The sequence below is a fragment of the Comamonas aquatilis genome (assembly GCF_965139575.1).
Taxonomy (GTDB): domain Bacteria; phylum Pseudomonadota; class Gammaproteobacteria; order Burkholderiales; family Burkholderiaceae_C; genus Comamonas; species Comamonas aquatilis.
On the sequence record NZ_CBCSIW010000018.1, the window covers coordinates 1 to 16,716 of the forward strand.

At 60.2% G+C, this 16,716-nt stretch carries 20 protein-coding genes; 16 read left to right on the top strand and 4 right to left on the bottom strand.

Annotated elements, in window-relative coordinates:
• Nucleotides 1-151: 151 nt before the first annotated feature.
• From msrA to ACNAZA_RS17360, 4 genes are all read right to left on the bottom strand, one after another.
• Nucleotides 152-850 carry a peptide-methionine (S)-S-oxide reductase MsrA gene (msrA, locus tag ACNAZA_RS17345; protein ID WP_415797784.1) on the bottom strand — a complete coding sequence of 233 codons (699 nt, stop codon included), beginning with the start codon at nucleotides 848-850 and terminating at the stop codon, nucleotides 152-154.
• A gap of 127 nt (nucleotides 851-977) precedes the next feature.
• Nucleotides 978-1,289 (bottom strand): pentapeptide MXKDX repeat protein, encoded by a 312-nt coding sequence (locus ACNAZA_RS17350; protein WP_415797785.1) that lies wholly within the window; start codon nucleotides 1,287-1,289, stop codon nucleotides 978-980.
• A gap of 95 nt (nucleotides 1,290-1,384) precedes the next feature.
• Nucleotides 1,385-2,176, bottom strand: a complete 792-nt coding sequence (locus ACNAZA_RS17355) for a molybdopterin-binding protein (protein WP_415797786.1) — start codon at nucleotides 2,174-2,176, stop codon at nucleotides 1,385-1,387.
• Nucleotides 2,173-2,814 (bottom strand): cytochrome b/b6 domain-containing protein, encoded by a 642-nt coding sequence (locus tag ACNAZA_RS17360; protein ID WP_415797787.1) that lies wholly within the window; start codon nucleotides 2,812-2,814, stop codon nucleotides 2,173-2,175. Before ACNAZA_RS17360 ends, ACNAZA_RS17355 begins: the two co-directional genes overlap by 4 nt.
• A 98-nt stretch (nucleotides 2,815-2,912) precedes the next feature.
• Between ACNAZA_RS17360 and ACNAZA_RS17365 the strand changes: the two genes are divergently transcribed.
• The 16 genes from ACNAZA_RS17365 to ccmI all read left to right on the top strand — a co-directional run bounded on the left by ACNAZA_RS17365 (nucleotide 2,913) and on the right by ccmI (nucleotide 16,488).
• Complete coding sequence (locus tag ACNAZA_RS17365) at nucleotides 2,913-3,638, top strand: response regulator transcription factor (protein WP_415797788.1); 726 nt, start codon at nucleotides 2,913-2,915, stop codon at nucleotides 3,636-3,638.
• Nucleotides 3,638-5,122 (top strand): sensor histidine kinase, encoded by a 1,485-nt coding sequence (locus ACNAZA_RS17370; RefSeq protein ID WP_415797869.1) that lies wholly within the window; start codon nucleotides 3,638-3,640, stop codon nucleotides 5,120-5,122. The genes ACNAZA_RS17365 and ACNAZA_RS17370 overlap by 1 nt, the downstream gene beginning before the upstream one ends.
• 255 nt (nucleotides 5,123-5,377) lie before the next feature.
• Nucleotides 5,378-5,539, top strand: a complete 162-nt coding sequence (locus ACNAZA_RS17375; RefSeq protein WP_415797789.1) for a periplasmic nitrate reductase, NapE protein — start codon at nucleotides 5,378-5,380, stop codon at nucleotides 5,537-5,539.
• Between the two features lie 11 nt (nucleotides 5,540-5,550).
• Nucleotides 5,551-5,835: a chaperone NapD gene (locus ACNAZA_RS17380; protein ID WP_415797790.1), complete on the top strand. Its 285-nt coding sequence runs from the start codon at nucleotides 5,551-5,553 to the stop codon at nucleotides 5,833-5,835.
• Entirely contained in the window at nucleotides 5,828-8,320 is a 2,493-nt protein-coding gene (gene napA / locus ACNAZA_RS17385) for a periplasmic nitrate reductase subunit alpha (protein ID WP_415797791.1), read from the top strand. The genes ACNAZA_RS17380 and napA overlap by 8 nt, the downstream gene beginning before the upstream one ends.
• A 17-nt stretch (nucleotides 8,321-8,337) precedes the next feature.
• Complete coding sequence (locus tag ACNAZA_RS17390) at nucleotides 8,338-8,844, top strand: nitrate reductase cytochrome c-type subunit (protein WP_120967497.1); 507 nt, start codon at nucleotides 8,338-8,340, stop codon at nucleotides 8,842-8,844.
• Nucleotides 8,845-8,868: 24 nt separating this feature from the next.
• A complete protein-coding gene (locus ACNAZA_RS17395) occupies nucleotides 8,869-9,507 on the top strand; it encodes a cytochrome c3 family protein (protein WP_120967498.1) in 639 nt (212 codons plus the stop codon).
• A 3-nt stretch (nucleotides 9,508-9,510) separates the two neighbouring features.
• Nucleotides 9,511-10,212 (top strand): cytochrome c biogenesis heme-transporting ATPase CcmA, encoded by a 702-nt coding sequence (gene ccmA, locus ACNAZA_RS17400; RefSeq protein WP_415797792.1) that lies wholly within the window; start codon nucleotides 9,511-9,513, stop codon nucleotides 10,210-10,212.
• Complete coding sequence (gene ccmB / locus ACNAZA_RS17405) at nucleotides 10,206-10,862, top strand: heme exporter protein CcmB (RefSeq protein ID WP_415797793.1); 657 nt, start codon at nucleotides 10,206-10,208, stop codon at nucleotides 10,860-10,862. The genes ccmA and ccmB overlap by 7 nt, the downstream gene beginning before the upstream one ends.
• A gap of 1 nt (nucleotide 10,863) precedes the next feature.
• Nucleotides 10,864-11,625, top strand: coding sequence for a heme ABC transporter permease CcmC (gene ccmC / locus ACNAZA_RS17410; protein ID WP_415797794.1), 762 nt, complete (start codon nucleotides 10,864-10,866; stop codon nucleotides 11,623-11,625).
• The gene (locus ACNAZA_RS17415; RefSeq protein WP_415797795.1) at nucleotides 11,625-11,774 is read left to right on the top strand and encodes a heme exporter protein CcmD; all 150 of its coding nucleotides are present in this window, start codon (nucleotides 11,625-11,627) and stop codon (nucleotides 11,772-11,774) included. The genes ccmC and ACNAZA_RS17415 overlap by 1 nt, the downstream gene beginning before the upstream one ends.
• Complete coding sequence (gene ccmE / locus ACNAZA_RS17420; RefSeq protein ID WP_415797796.1) at nucleotides 11,771-12,235, top strand: cytochrome c maturation protein CcmE; 465 nt, start codon at nucleotides 11,771-11,773, stop codon at nucleotides 12,233-12,235. Before ACNAZA_RS17415 ends, ccmE begins: the two co-directional genes overlap by 4 nt.
• Nucleotides 12,232-14,238 (top strand): heme lyase CcmF/NrfE family subunit, encoded by a 2,007-nt coding sequence (locus tag ACNAZA_RS17425; protein WP_415797797.1) that lies wholly within the window; start codon nucleotides 12,232-12,234, stop codon nucleotides 14,236-14,238. Before ccmE ends, ACNAZA_RS17425 begins: the two co-directional genes overlap by 4 nt.
• A complete protein-coding gene (locus ACNAZA_RS17430) occupies nucleotides 14,238-14,756 on the top strand; it encodes a DsbE family thiol:disulfide interchange protein (protein ID WP_415797798.1) in 519 nt (172 codons plus the stop codon). The genes ACNAZA_RS17425 and ACNAZA_RS17430 overlap by 1 nt, the downstream gene beginning before the upstream one ends.
• A complete protein-coding gene (locus ACNAZA_RS17435) occupies nucleotides 14,753-15,217 on the top strand; it encodes a cytochrome c-type biogenesis protein (protein ID WP_415797799.1) in 465 nt (154 codons plus the stop codon). Before ACNAZA_RS17430 ends, ACNAZA_RS17435 begins: the two co-directional genes overlap by 4 nt.
• Nucleotides 15,214-16,488 (top strand): c-type cytochrome biogenesis protein CcmI, encoded by a 1,275-nt coding sequence (gene ccmI, locus ACNAZA_RS17440; RefSeq protein ID WP_415797800.1) that lies wholly within the window; start codon nucleotides 15,214-15,216, stop codon nucleotides 16,486-16,488. Before ACNAZA_RS17435 ends, ccmI begins: the two co-directional genes overlap by 4 nt.
• The last annotated feature ends 228 nt before the right edge of the window (nucleotides 16,489-16,716 follow it).

Consider the following 16,716-nt stretch of genomic DNA (forward strand, 5'->3'; position numbering starts at 1 on the left):
GCAGGCCTTTGCTGTCTATGAATTTGATAGCTGTCAGCGCTTGATCAACAAGCCACTCAATGCAATATTGCTTTATAAGTTAGGCAAATAAAGCGCAACCGGCTATTGAATCAATAGCTTTTCGATCGCGCTTGAAGCGGGGCAGCCTTCATCAACTGCTCTTGCTCGAGCGAACCAGCGAAGGTGTGGCTTTGTAGACCTTGGGGAACGACCGCTTGAGGTCCTCAATCTTGGGCAGGTCATTGATGACGATATAGGGCTGATTCGGGTGCAGTGTCAGATAGTCCTGGTGGTAATCCTCGGCCGCATAAAAAGGCTTGGACATCTCGATCGTCGTGGCCAGCGGCTTGCCATAGGTTTTGGCCTGGTTGAGCTGGGCTATGTATTCCTTGGCAATGCGTGCCTGCTCGGGATTTTGTGCAAATACGGTGGAGCGGTATTGCGTGCCTCGGTCAGGGCCCTGGCGATTTAGCTCGGTGGGGTCGTGCGCCACCGAAAAATAAATCTGCAGCAGCTTGCCGTAGCTGATGAGTTGGGGGTCGTAAGTGATGCGCACCGCTTCGGCGTGACCGGTGCGGCCCGAGCCCACGTGGTCATAGCGCGCCGATTTGGCCTCACCGCCCGAATAGCCGGAGACCGCATTGCTCACGCCTTTGACGTGCTGGAACACGCCTTGAACACCCCAGAAGCAACCGCCGGCAAAGACGGCGTTGTCGCTCCCGGCCGTGGTGGCAGCGATATCGCTGATGGGGGGCGGAACCCGGCGCGTTGTTTGCGCCAGTGAGGGCCCGGCTTGCAGGAGCAATGCCGCAGCAGCCAGGCTGCAGGCTGCGAGAGTGCTGGTTTTCATGAAAACTCCTTTTGCAGATGGCTGTTGCGGGACGGCATAGGTCGGCTTCGGGCATAGCGGGTGCATCAACCTTGGCGCTCAACCCGCTGCGGGTCAACAGGCGGGTAGAGCGATTCCGGTTCAGCGCTTATTTGGCCATGGAGTCCTTGCCCATGGCATCTTTCTTCATGCCGTCCTTGGCCATGGAGTCCTTGCCCATGGCGTCTTTCTTCATGCCGTCCTTGGCCATGGAGTCCTTGCCCATATGGTCTTTCTTCATGCCGTCTTTGGACATGGAGTCCTTGCCCATATGGTCTTTCTTCATCCCGTCCTTGGACATGGAATCCTTGGCCATGCCGTCCTTAGCCATGTTGTCCTTGGACATATCGCCCATGGCAAAAGCGGAGGCTCCAGCAAAGGCAAGGCAGGTGGCGAGTACGGTAGTGGTGAGCTTGTTCATTTGGATGCTTTCAGTTGAGTTGTCATGGTCAAAAGATAGGCTCGGTTCCTGGGAACACGGCCTCGCGCTTTCTTTGGCTGCCGAGGAAAGCTCCCTCAGCTGCCTCCGAACCAGTTGTAGCCCTGGTCTTCCCAGTAGCCACCGGAATAGGTGTTGGTCACGAAGATGGCCTGAATGTGCTTGGGGTTCTTGTAGCCAAGCTTGGTCGGCATGCGCAGCTTCATGGGAAAGCCGTATTTGGGCGGTAGCGGCTGGCCGTCATAGCTCAGCGTCAAAAGCGTCTGCGGGTGCAGCGCGGTAGGCATGTCAATGCTGGTGTAGTAGTCGTCGGCGCACTTGAAGCCCACGTATTTGGCCGTGGTGTCGGCACCGATATGGCGCAGAAAATCAGAAAAGCGCACGCCACCCCATTTGCCTATGGCACTCCAGCCTTCAACACAGATATGGCGCGTAATCTGGTCCTCCTGCGCCATGGCTCGCAACTCGGCCAGGGTCCAGGCATGCTTGTCCGCGACCAGGCCTGTCACTTCCAGTCGATAGCTGGCCTCGTCCACCACGCGCACCTCGTCTTCGCTGTAGTAGGCATTGAAAGGAAAGGGCCGCGTGATCTCTGCATCGGTATAGGTGGGCGCCAGCTGTGTGGGGCTGAAGATCAGCGCTTGCACCTTGTCGTTGAAGCGCGATATCTTGCCCAGCGCTGCCTCTACGTGGGCGTCATCGCTGATGCTGCAACCGGTCAGCAGTGACAGACCACCCAGCGTGAACGATCGTTGCAAAAAGGCGCGGCGGGCAGGCTGGTCGAGCTTTCTGGCAATCAGCACACGGGCTTCGCGTACTGCGGCATCGGCATCCACGCCGCTCAAGGTGGGGGCTTTGAATATTTTCATAGTGTTTTGGGCGCGCGGCCGCTGATCATGGTGAGCAGGGTGCGGGGCACCAGGGCCACCATCACCAGATGCACAGCAACAAAGGCCAGCATGGCTGCCATGCCCACGAAGTGAATGCGTCGGGCAAACTCGTAGCCGCCCATCAATTGGCGCAGCAGGGGGAATTGCACCGATTTCCACAGCACTAGGCCGGACAGCACGATCACAATCAGATCCAGGACCACGAACAGATAGGCCAGCTTTTGCACATGGTTGTACTGACGCGGGTTGGCGTGCGAGAGCCTGCCCTGGAGTGCCTCGATCAGGTCGTGCACCACACCCTTGAAGCTGAGTGGCAGGAATTTGCGCCGTAATCTGCCGCTGAAAATATTGAGCGCCAGATACAGCAAGCCGTTGAAAACCAGCAGCCACATGGCAGCGAAATGCCATTGAAGCGCGCCGCCAAGCCAGCCGCCCAGGGTGATGGCAGGCGGGATGGTGAAAGGAAAAAAGGGCGAGGCGTCGTAAATTCGCCAGCCGCTCATGGTCAGGATCACCACGGCCAGGGCGTTGAGCCAGTGCGTGATTCGCATCCACAGCGGATGAATGGGCCGAACATCGGCCGTGCCGGCGAGAGGGGCGATGATGGTGCTGTTCATGGAGGCCATTGTTGGGCGCACCTCATGGCCGATATATCACGCAAAGTTCAATTAATTGTGATAACTCCCCAGCGCGTATCGCGAGAAAATGCCTATCTATGGAATCAACCAAACGCGTACTGATCGTCGAGGACGACCTCCACATTGCGGAGCTTTTGCGTTTGCATCTGCGCGATGAGGGCTATGCCGTCGAGCATGCGGCCGACGGCCATGCGGGCCTGCGTGAACTGGAACGCAGCAACTGGGATGCGCTGGTGCTGGACCTGATGCTTCCGGGCATTGACGGCCTGGAAATCTGCCGCCGGGCCCGCGCCATGGCACGCTACACACCCATCATCATCATCAGCGCCCGCTCCAGTGAGGTACACCGCATTCTCGGCTTGGAACTGGGTGCGGACGACTATCTGGCCAAGCCTTTTTCGGTGCTGGAACTGGTGGCCCGCGTCAAGGCGCTGCTGCGGCGCAATGACGCGCTGGCCCGCAATGCACGCATGGAGTCCGGCAGTCTCTCGATTGCCGAAATCGACATCGAACCACTGGCCCGGGAGGTACGGGTCAGCGGCAAGCTCATCGAGCTCACGCCGCGCGAATTCGATTTGCTGTACTTTTTTGCGCGCAGCCCCGGCAAAGTGTTTTCACGCCTGGACCTGCTCAACCAGGTCTGGGGTTATCAGCACGATGGATATGAGCACACCGTCAACACCCATATCAACCGGCTGCGCTTGAAGATAGAAACCGACCCCGCGCAACCGCGCCGGATACTCACGGTCTGGGGTCATGGGTACAAGCTGTCTGCCTCTGCCGGTGAGGAGGAGGCACCATGATGGCCTGGGCCTCCTTGTCGAGACGGCTGTCGACCGTGTTCGCTGTCTTGCTGCTGGTGTGCTGCGGCGCCTCGGTCTGGCTGCAGGTTCGCTCCAATGGCAAGCACGAGCAGGAGGTGATTCAGCGCCTGTCCAGCGGGCTGGCAGCCCATATTGCAGGGAATGCAGAGTTGATGAAGCCCGGCGGCCTGAACCAGGAGGCGGTGAAGGATTTGTTTGACAAGCTCATGGCCGTCAATCCCAGCGTGGAGGTTTATCTGCTGGGACTGGACGGTCGCATCGAGGCGCAGGCCGCACCGCCAGGGCATTTGAAGCGCGATAAAGTCGATCTGAAGCCGGTTCGTGACCTGCTCGCCGGCATAGCGCTGCCGATTGTGGGTGACGATCCGCGCAGCCTGGATGCTCGCAAAGTGTTCAGCGCGGCCCCGCTGCGCGTGGGAGGGCGTGATGCGGGCTATGTCTATGTGGTGCTTCAGGGCGAGGAGCATGATGCGCTGGTCGCCAATACGGTGGCCGACAACGTGCTGCGGACCACGCTGTGGTTGACGGGGCTGGTTGCTTTGCTGGGTTTGCTGGCGGGTCTGGCCGCATTTCGCCTCATCACCCGGCCGCTGCGCGAGCTGACGGCTGTGGTCAAGCGTTTTGAAACCGAAGGCGTTGCGGCGCTGGAGAACGAGGCGCCCAGGTTGGAGCGTCTGTCGCAAGGGCACGACGAGATTGCGCAACTGGGTCAGGCCTTCATGCAGATGAAGCAGCGCATTGCCGAGCAGTGGCGCGAGCTGACACTGCAAGACCAGCAGCGCCGGGAACTGTTTGCCAATATCTCCCACGATTTGCGCACGCCGCTGACCTCGCTGCATGGCTATCTGGAGACCTTGATGCTCAAGGCTGCCACGCTTGACGAGACCGAACGACGACGCTACCTGGAAATTGCACTGGGCCAGAGTCGTAAGGTCGGGCGGCTGGCCCAAGAGGTCTTCGAGCTGGCAAGGCTTGAGTACGGCGTGGTCAAGCCCGAGAGGGAAAATTTTGCCTTGGCCGACCTGGTGCAGGACGTATTCCAGAAATTCGAACTGGCGGCCGAAGCCCGTCAGCAAAGGCTCAGGCCCGATATTGCGTCCAATCTTCCTGTAGTGTCTGCCGACTTGGGCATGATTGAACGTGTTCTGACAAATCTGCTGGATAACGCCATTCGCCACACGCCCACGGGCGGTGAAATCGTGGTGCAGCTGAGTCCCCAGAACGCGGGCGTGGCCGTACAGGTGAGCGATACCGGTGCCGGCATACCGGCCGAACTGCAGCAGTCCTTGTTCATACGCCCGGCCTTTATGAGTGGCGCAAGCTCAGAGCGATCCGGCAGCGGCGGCCTGGGTCTGGTGATCGTCAAGCGCATTCTGCAATTGCACGGCAGCGATATTCAGCTGGTGCGCTTGCCAGACAAGGGCGCGGTATTTCGCTTTCAGCTTACCGGGGCGGGGTACTGAGAATTGCGGCGTGTCTTTCCCAGGGAGGGCACGCCTAGCCTGCTAAATCAACGCGCCAGACTCATTTTTCCAGGGCGCCAGCAATCATCCATGACCGACTGATGACGAAGAGCGGTGATCTTGTCATAGCGCAAGGAATGATCAAGTTGCTTGTGACTATGTCCGCTTGCCTGTAATCTCTGGGCAGAATTGTCTATCTGCATCTCTTTAGCCAGATTACGGATGCCATGGTATCCAGCAAGCGGAGATTGAACTATGACGAATCCTCAGCCCCACTCGACGCGCTCGGAAGAGCTGCGTAGTTTTGTCTTTATGACGGTGGTGATGGCCCCAGTGCTCTCTGGTGTGCTGATTGCCAGCTATGGTTTTCTGGTCTGGATCTATCAGATGCTGATCGGCGGGCCTCCGCACGCATGAGGGCATTGCGCATGCCCGATACGAACGATGAGTTGCACATCACCAGTCTGGTGGTGCATGTAATTCCCCAGGCATTGGCGCAGGTGGCCCACGGGCTGGCCGCCATCGACGGTGCCAAGGTGCATGGAAGCCACCCCAGCGGCAAGCTGGTGGTGACGCTGGAAGCACCCCATGCAAGGGAAATTCTGGATCGTGTGTCTCAAATCGAGCAACTCCAGGGGGTGATCAACGCCTCACTCGTCTACCAGCATGCGGAAAGCTGGCAATCACTCAATCAAGGGGTAGAACATGACTAGCACCAGGCGCGACTTTGTCCGTCAATCCGCTGCCGCCGCTGCAGGCGCTGTGGCCGGCATTCCCATTGAAGTTCTGTCGCAAGGCAGTGTCGCGGCCGCGGATGTCGGACTGAAGTGGTCCAAGGCTCCTTGCCGCTTTTGCGGCACCGGCTGCGGCGTCATGGTCGCCGTCAAGGAAAACCGCGTGGTGGCTACCCAGGGCGATCCGGAAGCCGAGGTCAACCGAGGCCTCAACTGCGTCAAGGGCTATTTCCTGTCCAAGATCATGTATGGCGGTGATCGTCTGACCCAGCCGCTGCTGCGCATGAAAAACGGCCGCTACGCCAAGGATGGCGAGTTCCAGCCGGTGTCCTGGGATACGGCATTCGATGTCATGGCCGAGCAGTTCAAGAAAACAATCAAGGCCAAAGGGGCCGATGCCGTGGGCATGTTCGGCTCTGGTCAATGGACGGTCTGGGAGGGCTATGCGGCCTCCAAGCTGTTCAAGGCGGGCTTTCGCACCAACAATATCGACCCCAATGCCCGCCACTGCATGGCCTCGGCCGTCGCAGGCTTCATGCGCACTTTCGGCATGGACGAGCCCATGGGCTGTTACGACGATATCGAGGCCGCGACCGCCTTTGTGTTGTGGGGCTCCAACATGGCCGAGATGCACCCAGTGCTGTGGACGCGGGTGACGGACCGCCGCCTTTCCACGCCGGGCGTGAAAGTGGCCGTGCTCTCCACCTTCGAGCATCGCTCCTACGAACTGGCGGATCTGGAGCTGACCTTCAAGCCCCAGACCGATCTGGCGATTCTCAATTACATCGCTAACCACATCATTGTCACGGGGCGCGTCAACAAGGAGTTCGTCTCCAAGCACTGCAATTTCAAGCTGGGCAACACCGACATCGGTTACGGCCTGCGTCCCGAGCATCCGCTGCAAAGAGCGGCCAAGAACGCGAATGATCCCGGCGGCGCCAAGCCCATGAGCTTTGAGGAATACGCCAAGTTTGTCTCCACTTATACGCTGGACTACACGGCCAAGCTCACAGGGGTTGCGGCCAATCGGCTCAAGGCCCTGGCAGAGCTGTATGCCGACCCCAACAGCAAGGTGGTGTCGTTCTGGACCATGGGCTTCAATCAGCACACACGTGGTGTCTGGGCCAACAATCTGGTCTACAACATTCATCTGTTGCTGGGCAAGATTGCCACACCGGGCAACAGCCCGTTTTCGCTGACGGGCCAGCCCTCGGCCTGCGGCACGGCGCGCGAAGTGGGAACCTTCTCTCACCGTCTGCCCGCGGACATGGTGGTGACCAATCCCGAGCACCGCAAGACGGCGGAAACCATCTGGAAGCTGCCAGAAGGCACGATCCCGCCCAAGCCCGGCTACCACGCGGTCGAGCAAAACCGCATGCTCAAGGATGGCAAGCTCAATGCCTACTGGGTCATGGTCAACAACAATATCCAGGCCGGTGCCAATCTGGCACAGGAAGGCTATCCGGGCTACCGCAATCCCGAAAATTTCGTGGTGGTCTCCGATGTCTACCCGACCGTCACCGCCGTGGCGGCTGACCTGATCCTGCCTACGGCCATGTGGGTGGAGAAGGAGGGTGCCTATGGCAATGCCGAGCGTCGCACGCACTTCTGGCATCAGTTGGTGAAAGCACCTGGCGAGTGCCGCTCCGACCTGTGGCAGCTGATGGAGTTTGCCAAGCGTTTCAAGGTCGAGGAAGTCTGGCCCGAGGAGTTGCTGGCCAAGAAGCCCCAGCTGCGTGGCAAGACCTTGTTCGATGTGCTGTATCGCAACGGTCAGGTGGACAAGTTTGCTCTGGCCGAAATGGACCCGGCCTATGAGAACGATGAGGCCAAGCAGTTCGGCTTTTATGTGCAAAAAGGTCTGTTTGAAGAGTACGCGACCTTCGGTCGCGGCCACGGGCACGATCTGGCACCGTTCGACGAATATCACAAGGTGCGTGGTCTGCGCTGGCCGGTGGTCAACGGCAAGGAGACCCGCTGGCGCTACCGTGAAGGCACGGATCCTTATGTGAAGCCGGGCACTGAGTACCAGTTCTACGGCAACCCTGACGGCAAGGCCAACATCTTTGCTCTGCCCTATGAGCCGGCCGCCGAAGCACCTGACAAGGACTATCCGTTCTGGCTTTCCACGGGCCGGGTGCTTGAGCATTGGCACTCGGGCTCCATGACCCGGCGCGTGCCCGAGCTGCACCGTGCCGTACCCAATGCGCTGTGCTATATGCATCCCGACGATGCCAAGGCCATGGGCTTGCGCCGGGGCAGTCAGGTGGAGGTGTCTTCACGGCGTGGTTCCATGCGTACCCGTGTCGAAACCCGGGGTCGCAACAAGCCGCCGCGCGGCCTGGTCTATGTGCCTTGGTTCGATGCCAGCCAGTTGATCAACAAGGTGACACTGGACGCAACCGATCCGATCTCGCTGCAGACGGACTTCAAGAAGTGTGCCGTGAAGATCACCAAGGTGTGACGAAAGGAGTGTGGGTCATGAATTTCATCCGTCATTTCGTTCGTGCTTTGGTCGTGCCCCTGATGCTGTGCACGGGCATGGCCTGGGGGCCATCTGCTGTTGCCGAGACGTTCTACGATGCGGCGCGCGGAACCACGCCCATCATGCAAGCCACCAAGCCGCCGGTGCTGGGCAATGCCATCAACGACGATGTGCGTCGCACGCGCAACTACACCTGGCAACCGCCCACGATTCCTCATCGTGTGGACGGCTATCAGGTGGACAAGAATTTCAACAAGTGCATGGATTGCCACTCACGTACCAAGGCCGAGATTTCCCAGGCCATACCGGTATCGGTGACGCACTACATGGATCGTGATGGCCGCATGCTGGGCCAGGTGTCCACGCGGCGCTATTTCTGTCAGCAGTGCCATGTGGCCCAGGATGCCGTGCGCCCCCTGGTCAGCAATACCTTCGAGGATGTGGACACCGTGATCCTCAAGGCCATGCAGGCCCAGTCGGGCAAGGCATCCAAGAAAAACTGACGCTGCGGCGCACGAGGTCCATTTATGTTGACACTTCTCAAGCGCTACTGGGCGGTGATTCGCCGCCCCAGTGTGCATTTCAGTCTGGGCTTTCTGACCATAGGCGGCTTCGTCGGCGGAATTTTGTTCTGGGGCGCATTCAATACCGCCATGGAACTGACCAATACGGAGAAATTCTGTACCGGTTGCCATGAAATGCGGGAAAACGTGTTTGCTGAACTCAAGAGCACGATCCACTACACCAATCGCTCTGGCGTGCGTGCCGTGTGTTCCGACTGCCACGTTCCGCATGACTGGACCGACAAGATTGCCCGCAAGATGCAGGCCTCCAAAGAGGTCTGGGGCAAGATCTTCGGCACCATAGACACGCCTGAAAAATTCCAGGCCAAGCGGCTGGAGCTGGCGCAGCATGAATGGGCGCGCCTGAAGGCCAATGACTCGCTGGAATGCCGCAACTGTCATAACTATGACTCCATGGACATGACGCGCCAGAGTCTGCGTGCCCAGAACATGCACAACACCTATCTGGCCAGCAAGGAAAAAACCTGTATTGATTGCCACAAGGGCATTGCCCATAAGTTGCCCCATATCCCGCCCGGCCAAGGTCCCAGCGATTCGCCTGGTCAAAAGGTGCCTGGGTCACCGCTCGCCTTGGCTCAGTAACGCATGCAAGATTTTGACGCGGCAGCTGGCCCGCGCCTCTCGCACTCTCTTTCAGTTTCCGGCCTGGGTTGCATACGCGGCGGCCGGGTGCTGTTTCGTGATCGTAGTCTGGAACTGGGTTCCGGTCAGCTTTTGATGTTGAGAGGTCATAACGGTGCTGGCAAGAGCAGCCTGCTGCGTTGTCTGGCCGGTCTGCTGCCTTGGCGTGCGGGCCGCCTGCACTGGTGCGGCAAGGAGGTGAGAGCAGCGGATGCCGCTTACCAGGGACAACTGGCCTATTTGGGGCATCAGGCTGGAATGAGCGATACCCTGACCGGGCTGGAGAATCTGCATTTTTCATTGCAGTTGATGGCCGTGTCCTGGGATAAGACTGCGGTGCAGATCGTCCTTCAGGCTTTGACGCTGAATGATGTGGCCTCACGGCCATTTGGTCGCTTGTCCCAGGGGCAGCGCAGGCGCCTAGGCCTGGCGCGGGTCTTGCTGGGCCAGCGTCCGCTGTGGCTGCTGGACGAGCCCGACAACTGCCTTGACATGCAGGGCGAACAGTATCTGGGCCAGGCCTTGGAGCAGCATCTGGCAGGAGGCGGTATGGCGGTGGTTGCATCGCATCGCAACCTGATATTGCCGGAATCCGCCATGTCGATACTGGATCTTTCCTCGCCCGCGCAAGCCACTGCAAAGAATGTGCAGGTGGCTGTTTGCTGAGAGCTGTTTGCGCCAGAGAGTTGAAACTGGCCGCCCGAAGGCCTGCCGATGTTCTGGGGGGCTTGTTCTTTTTCGTGTTGGTAGGCAGTCTCTTTCCGCTGGCTTTGGGGCCTGATACGGCTTTGCTCAAGCAGATTGCCCCGGGCATGGTTTGGGTAGCGGCCTTGCTGGCCGTGCTACTGGGTCAGCACCGCTTGTTTGAGAGCGACATGGCCGATGGCTCGCTAGAGCAGTGGCTGCTGGCACCCACAGCTTTGCCCTTGTTGGTGGGTATTAAAGTGGCCACGCATTGCTTGCTGGGCGTGATGCCATTGCTGCTGGTTGCTCCCTTGCTTGGCTGGCAATATGGCCTGGATGGCGATGTGATTGCCATTTTGTTGGCCTCGCTGGCGCTGGGCATGCCCAGTCTGTGTCTGCTGGCAGCCCTGGGCGCTGCGTTAACGCTGGGGGTGCGAGGGCAGATGTTGCTGGCTTTGCTGGTGCTGCCGCTGAGCATTCCCGTTCTGATCTTCGGCAGCCATGCCGTGGCCCAGGCCCAGCAGGGCTTGAGCGCCGCGCCTGCTCTCAATTTGCTGGGCGCCTGGCTATGTTTGGCGATTCTGGCCGGCCCCTGGGCCATAGCAGGCGCTTTGCGTCTGGCGCTGGAGTGATATGAATTCCCTGATTTCCGAATCTTCGTCGCCGTCTGCTGCGAGCAGCCGTGGCCGGCAATGGCGCCGACTGGCCTCGCCGCCGGTTTTCTACCACTGGGCGGGCCGGGTCTGGCCCTGGATGGCTGTGCTGGCCGCCTTGCTGGCAGCCGCAGGCCTGTGGGTGGGATTTGCACTGGCTCCTACCGATAGTCAGCAGGGTGAGGTGTACCGCATCATCTTTCTGCACGTTCCTGCGGCCTGGATGTCCATGTTCATCTATCTTGTGGCCGCTGCTCATGCGGCTTTAGGACTGATTTACGGCACGCGCCTATCGCCTTTGCTGGCCCGTGCACTGGCCCCCACCGGTGCGCTGTTCACAGCCATCGCCTTGTGGACAGGGGCTGCCTGGGGCAAGCCCACCTGGGGCGCATGGTGGGTGTGGGATGCCAGGCTGACTTCGGAGCTGATCTTGCTGTTCCTGTACCTTGGGTATATGGGCATGGTCTCGGCCATCGAGGATACGCGCCGTGCCGACGGTGCCGGTGCCATCGTGCTATTGGCCGGAGTGGTCAATATTCCCATCATCTATTTCTCCGTGCAGTGGTGGAGCACCTTGCACCAGGGGGCAAGCATACGCATGGATGCTGCGCCCAGCATGACCTACACCATGCTGGCCGGAATGTTGCTGATGGCTCTGGCCTGCTGGGCTTATACGTTGGCCGTGGCCCTGGTGCGAACCCGTGCCTTGATTCTGGAACGCAGCCGTGAGGAGCATCTGTAATGCAGGACCATGCATTTTTCATCGCACTGGCCTATGGAGTAAGCATTGCGGCGATAGGCCTTGAGCTGCTTTTTCTGTACCGCCGCAGCGGCCGCGCCCGCCGTGATTCGCTTGACGCATTCGAATCCGAATCCAAGGATCGTCCATGAAGCCGCGCCAGCGTCGTCTGTTGTGGGTGCTTGCCGGGCTGGTTCTGGTGTCGTCCGCCGTTGCCCTGGTGTTGCGTGCGCTCAACTCCAATGTGATGTTCTTCTATAGCCCGAGTCAGGTCCAGTCTGGTTCCGTGCCGCATGGGGCGGCTTTTCGTCTTGGTGGGTTGGTGGAGCAGGGCTCCTTGCAGCGCAGCGCAGACGGGTTGCTGCTGAAGTTCGTGGTTACCGACGAGGTGCAGCGCGTTCCCGTGCAGTACCGAGGCCTGCTGCCCGATCTGTTTCGCGAAGGCAAGGGCGTGGTTGTCTCGGGCAAGCTTGCGTCAGAAGGGTATTTTCATGCCACCGAAGTGCTGGCCAAGCACGATGAGAACTATATGCCGCCCGAGGCCGCCCACGCGCTCAAGAGTGCGGCCGACAAGGCGGCAGATAAAGCAGCAGAAAAAGGAGGACGGCCATGATTGCTGAGCTTGGTGTGTTCGCCCTCGTGCTGGCTTTGGTTGTCGCAGCCTTGCAGGCAGTTCTACCGCTGGTCGGAGCCCATTGGGGCTTGAGCAGCTGGGTGCGCCTGGCCAGACCAGCGGCCGCTTTGCAATTCCTGCTGTGCGTGCTGTCGTCTGCCAGCCTGTTCTGGTGTTTTTGGCAGGGCGATTTTTCCGTGCTGTATGTGGCGGCCAATTCACACAGCGATCTGCCCATGGCTTACAAGCTGGCGGCGTTCTGGGGCGGGCACGAAGGCTCCATGCTGCTGTGGCAGCTGATGCTGTCGGGCTGGACTCTGGCCGTGGCCTGGCGTAGCCGAGATCTGCCACCGGCTTTTGTGGCCCGCGTACTGGCCGTGCTGGGCTGGATCAGCGTGGGCCTGCTATTGTTTTTGCTGTTTCTATCCAATCCGTTCACCCGTCTGGTGCCGGCGGCTCCCGAGGGTAAGGATCTGAATCCTTTGCTGCAGGACCCCGGCATGGTGCTGCACCCGCCTTTGCTCTACATGGGTTATGTGGGCTTTGCCGTGCCGTTTGCCTTTGCATTAGCCGCGTTGATCTCTGGCGAGCTGGGTGCCGCCTGGGCGCGCTGGTCACGTTCGTGGACTCTGGCGGCCTGGGGCTTTCTGACCCTGGGCATTTTGCTGGGCAGCGCCTGGGCCTATTACGTGCTGGGCTGGGGAGGCTGGTGGTTCTGGGACCCGGTGGAGAACGCCTCGTTCATGCCCTGGCTGATGGGGACGGCCTTGGTGCATTCGCTGATAGTCACCGATCAGCGTGGAGCTTTCCGCAGTTGGTCGGCGCTGCTGGCCATCTGTGCCTTCTCTTTGTGTCTGCTGGGCACCTTCCTCGTGCGCTCCGGTGTGCTGACCTCGGTGCACGCTTTTGCCGTGGACCCCGGGCGAGGGCTTTACATCCTCTGCTTCATAGTGGCCGTAGTGGGCAGCTCGCTGTGGCTGTTTGCCTGGCGTGCGCCTGAGCTAGGGCGGGGTTCAGGGCAATTTTCCATGCTCTCGCGAGAGAGTTTTCTGCTGATCAACAACGTGCTGTTCAGCGCTGCCGCGCTGGCTGTACTGATCGGCACCTTGTACCCGCTGGCGCTCGATGTGCTGAGTGGGGAGAAAATTTCCGTGGGACCCCCTTACTTTGAAGCCGTGTTTCTGCCCCTGGTGCTGCCTGCTTTGGCGCTGATGGGCGTGGGCACGGTGGCACGCTGGAAAAGCAACTCCGCTGGCGAGCTGTGGCGCCGTCTGCGCATGGCCGTGGTGATGAGCGCGGTCTGTGCACTCGTGCTTGCGCTGAGCAGCGGCTGGTGGGGGCTGCAACTGTCGCCTGCGACCTTGCTGGGCTTGACGCTGGGACTGTGGTGTGTCCTGAGCACCATGGTTCATCTCTGGCAGCGTCTTTTCCAAGGGCTGGAAAAAGGCCAGTTGGGCCAGCGTCTGGCACGCCAGAATTGGGGCTGGTGGGGCATGTTGATGGCGCATGCGGGTGTGGGCGTTTTCGTGTTGGCCGTCTGTCTGGCCGATGGCATTGAAAGCCGGCACGAGACCACAATGGCACAAGGTGAAACCGTGGAGCTTGGCGGCTATCAGTTTCGCTTTGACAGTCTGGGACCGGTTGCTGGCCCCAACTACGACGCTCAGCGAGCGCAATTTAGTGTAGGCAAACCGGGGCAAGCCGCGTGGATCATGCTGCCAGAAAAACGCGTCTATCGCGCCCAGGGCATGGCACTGAGTCAGGCCGCCATTGATAGTGGCTGGACGCGCGACGTCTTCGTCGCACTGGGGGAGCCGCTTGACGACCAAGGCTTGCGCTGGAGCGTGCGTCTGCAGATCAAGCCTTTCATGGACTGGGTGTGGATTGGCACGCTGATGATGGCTTTGGGGGCGGGGCTGAGTCTGATGGATAGGCGTTTTCGCATGAGCTCGCGTCGCACGCGCAGCCAGCTGGATAGCCCCGCATTGCAAGGGGCTGCCTGATGCGTTTTGTCCTGCCACTGGCGATTTTCCTGGGGCTGGCAGTCATGCTGGGCTTGGGCTTGCAGCGCGACCCCCGGGCCTTGCCGTCGGCCTTGCTGGATCGGCCGGCGCCGGCCATCGCTTTACCCCTGCTTGACGATCCCGGTCAGCGCCTGGAACTGGACTCCATGCGCGGCCAGGTCTGGTTGCTCAATGTCTGGGCCTCCTGGTGTGCGCCTTGCCGTCAAGAGCTGCCCGTGCTGCTGGCGCTTTCTCGGCAGGACCAGGTGTCGGTCTATGGCCTGAACTACAAGGATCAGCCCGACAAGGCCCGCGCGCTGCTGCGCGTTGCCGGCAACCCTTACCGAGCTTCGGCAGTAGATGCCGATGGCCGCGTGGGCATGGATTTCGGTATACAGGGCGTGCCCGAAACCTTTGTCATCGACGGCCAGGGCCGGGTGCGTTTTCGCCATACAGGACCGGTGACGCCTGAGGTCTGGCGTGATCATCTGCTGCCCGCAATCAGGAGCGTGAAATGAGGCTTCGTGAATGGCTGTCGGCCGCAGCCGTGGTCTGGGCCTGTACCCAGACTCAGGCTTCACAGGACCTGCAGGATCGGGAAATGGCGCTGGCTGCGCAGCTGCGCTGTGTTGTCTGTCAGAACCAGACCGTGGCCGAATCACGGGCGCCCATGGCTCAGGACATGCGTCGCGAGATTCGTACCCAGCTTGAGCAAGGCCATAGCAATGCCGAGGTGATCGCATTTTTTGAACAGCGCTACGGCGCTTTTGTGCGCTACAACCCGCCTTGGAAACCGTCTACCTGGTTGCTGTGGTGCGGTCCTTTTTTTGCAGCATTGGGCGGATTCTGGCTGCTGCGGCGCACCTTGCGCCGTGGTCGCCCCGAGAATGTGCCGCTCACCCAGGCTCAACGTCAGAGAGCCCGGCAATGGCTGGATGAAGAAATGCCGGATGAGGGTAAGAAAGAGGAGCAAGCATGACTGCCATGCACTGGTTGTGGCTGGGAGCCATTGCTTTGATGCTGCTGAGTTTGGCGGTATTGCTGCCGCCGCTGCTGACTGAGACGACATCGGTCCCAGCCGAGCGTGATGAGGTAAAGCTGAGACGCCTGTACCAGGCCCAACTGGCCGAGCTGGAGCAGGAACGGCAGGGATCGCGCCTGAGCGAGACCGATCATGCCCAGGCCATGGAAGAGTTGCAGCGCCGCTTGTTGAACGAGCTTGAAAGGCCCAAGCGCTCGGCCGCCTGGCGCCAGAGCGCCTGGGTCAAGCGTGGCAGCGCCCTGGCGCTGGCCGTGCTGCTGCCGGTTGCTGCGTTTGGACTGTATTTGCAGGTGGGTGATCCGCAGGCCGCTGCCCGGCTGACACAGGCGCAACCCGATGCGCATAGCGGGCAAAATGATCAGGTGCAAGCCATGGTGGACGGACTGGCCCGTCGCCTGCAGGAGCAGCCGCAGAATCTGCCCGCCTGGGTGATGCTGGCTCGCTCTTATGAAACTCTGGAGCGCTACGACGACGCGGCCCAGGCCTGGCGTCAGGCCTTGCAAGAGGCGCAGCACAGCCAGATGGATGCAGAAGTTCAGGCCATGCTATGGGCCGATATGGCCGATGCCCTGGCTTCTGCGCGTGGCGGCAGCCTGGATGGTGAAGCAGGCCAGGCCATTGCCCAGGCGCTTAAGCTGCAACCAACGCAACCCAAGGCCTTGGCTCTGGCGGGTAGTGCAGCCTTGCGTCTTGGCGAGCTGGGGCAGGCACGCAAGCATTGGCAGGCTTTGCTGGCCTTGCTGGAGCCAGGCTCGGATCTGGCGCTGCGTGTGCAAGACGATTTGCTCAAGCTGGAAACCTTGTCGCAGGAAGGCGGGCAGCCGGTGGCAGCCAAGGCCAAGGTTCCAGAGACATCGCCGAGCCGACTCAGTGGCGAGTTGCGCTGGGCTGCTGGACAGACAACTCACACCGCGCAGATTCAGGGCACACAGGCCCAGGTCTTTGTAGTGGTACGTGCCGACGGCCATCCTCGACCGGTGGCTGTGCTGCGCTTGCCTGCAAGCGCTTTGCCCACGCATTTCACATTGGGCCCTGAAAACCTGCTTGATCCCTCCGTCGCTCTGCCGGCCTTTGCTGCACTGCGAGTGCAGGCGCGGCTGTCGCTTGACGGCCAGGCAATGCCAAAAAATGGTGATGTCTACAGCCCCGCTTTGGTGGCTGCACCTGGGGCCTCAGCCCTGGTGTTGGAGCTTGGTGCTGTTCCCTAGGCTTTAACAAAGAGGAGCCGCCAGGCGGCAGATATGGCACGCTTCTGGCTTTGATTCACGCTGCTTAACATCGGCCAGTTTTGTCGGACAAAGGCTGAAGCTGTGTCATCACATGAAAATTTCTTTACGCCTGCTTTACAATTGCTGGCAACGCAAGTGAGAATCATTCTTTTTCTTGTGAGCTGCTAGCCCGCATGCGGTTTCTTCCGACCTAGCCACAGCATTCAC

Coding starts and splice junctions, on each gene's coding strand:
- ACNAZA_RS17360 (WP_415797787.1), bottom strand. CDS start 2,814: ATGAACAGCACCATCATCGCCCCTCTCGCCGGCACGGCCGATGTTCGG.
- napA (WP_415797791.1), top strand. CDS start 5,828: ATGACTAGCACCAGGCGCGACTTTGTCCGTCAATCCGCTGCCGCCGCT.
- ACNAZA_RS17415 (WP_415797795.1), top strand. CDS start 11,625: ATGCAGGACCATGCATTTTTCATCGCACTGGCCTATGGAGTAAGCATT.
- ccmA (WP_415797792.1), top strand. CDS start 9,511: ATGCAAGATTTTGACGCGGCAGCTGGCCCGCGCCTCTCGCACTCTCTT.
- ACNAZA_RS17375 (WP_415797789.1), top strand. CDS start 5,378: ATGACGAATCCTCAGCCCCACTCGACGCGCTCGGAAGAGCTGCGTAGT.
- msrA (WP_415797784.1), bottom strand. CDS start 850: ATGAAAACCAGCACTCTCGCAGCCTGCAGCCTGGCTGCTGCGGCATTG.
- ACNAZA_RS17390 (WP_120967497.1), top strand. CDS start 8,338: ATGAATTTCATCCGTCATTTCGTTCGTGCTTTGGTCGTGCCCCTGATG.
- ACNAZA_RS17435 (WP_415797799.1), top strand. CDS start 14,753: ATGAGGCTTCGTGAATGGCTGTCGGCCGCAGCCGTGGTCTGGGCCTGT.
- ACNAZA_RS17425 (WP_415797797.1), top strand. CDS start 12,232: ATGATTGCTGAGCTTGGTGTGTTCGCCCTCGTGCTGGCTTTGGTTGTC.
- ccmC (WP_415797794.1), top strand. CDS start 10,864: ATGAATTCCCTGATTTCCGAATCTTCGTCGCCGTCTGCTGCGAGCAGC.
- ACNAZA_RS17380 (WP_415797790.1), top strand. CDS start 5,551: ATGCCCGATACGAACGATGAGTTGCACATCACCAGTCTGGTGGTGCAT.
- ACNAZA_RS17365 (WP_415797788.1), top strand. CDS start 2,913: ATGGAATCAACCAAACGCGTACTGATCGTCGAGGACGACCTCCACATT.
- ACNAZA_RS17370 (WP_415797869.1), top strand. CDS start 3,638: ATGGCCTGGGCCTCCTTGTCGAGACGGCTGTCGACCGTGTTCGCTGTC.
- ACNAZA_RS17430 (WP_415797798.1), top strand. CDS start 14,238: ATGCGTTTTGTCCTGCCACTGGCGATTTTCCTGGGGCTGGCAGTCATG.
- ccmI (WP_415797800.1), top strand. CDS start 15,214: ATGACTGCCATGCACTGGTTGTGGCTGGGAGCCATTGCTTTGATGCTG.
- ACNAZA_RS17350 (WP_415797785.1), bottom strand. CDS start 1,289: ATGAACAAGCTCACCACTACCGTACTCGCCACCTGCCTTGCCTTTGCT.
- ccmE (WP_415797796.1), top strand. CDS start 11,771: ATGAAGCCGCGCCAGCGTCGTCTGTTGTGGGTGCTTGCCGGGCTGGTT.
- ACNAZA_RS17355 (WP_415797786.1), bottom strand. CDS start 2,176: ATGAAAATATTCAAAGCCCCCACCTTGAGCGGCGTGGATGCCGATGCC.
- ACNAZA_RS17395 (WP_120967498.1), top strand. CDS start 8,869: ATGTTGACACTTCTCAAGCGCTACTGGGCGGTGATTCGCCGCCCCAGT.